Below are 282 nucleotides of genomic sequence, written 5' to 3'. Positions count from 1 at the left end.
ATGAAGATGAGAACACTATTTATTTTTGTGATGTATATAAAAATGTAAAAAATAAAGAAATTGAGTATAATCCTAATGTTAATAATATTTTAAATCAAGCTTGTATTTCTTCTATTTATAAAGAGCAAAGCTTAAGAACTAATTCTTTTACGCATTCTAGTATTAATGCTAACACTCCTTTAAATCTTTTATCTTTACACTCTAGTAAAGTTCCTTATGAACAAGAACTTAATAACAAAGCTTATTATAATGAACATTTTTATGAGAGTGAATATTCTTTTA

Annotated in this window: 1 pseudogene; it reads left to right on the top strand. The window is 22.7% G+C overall.

What is annotated here, in order from left to right:
- A pseudogene (locus ELQ12_RS10025) lies at positions 1-282 on the top strand (hypothetical protein); the annotation flags it as partial.

The organism is Campylobacter sp. US25a (genome assembly GCF_004379075.1).
In the GTDB taxonomy this organism is placed as follows: Bacteria; Campylobacterota; Campylobacteria; order Campylobacterales; family Campylobacteraceae; genus Campylobacter_D; species Campylobacter_D jejuni.
The sequence above is the reverse complement of the archived record's forward strand: the minus strand, read 5'-3'. Positions and strand labels throughout refer to the sequence as shown.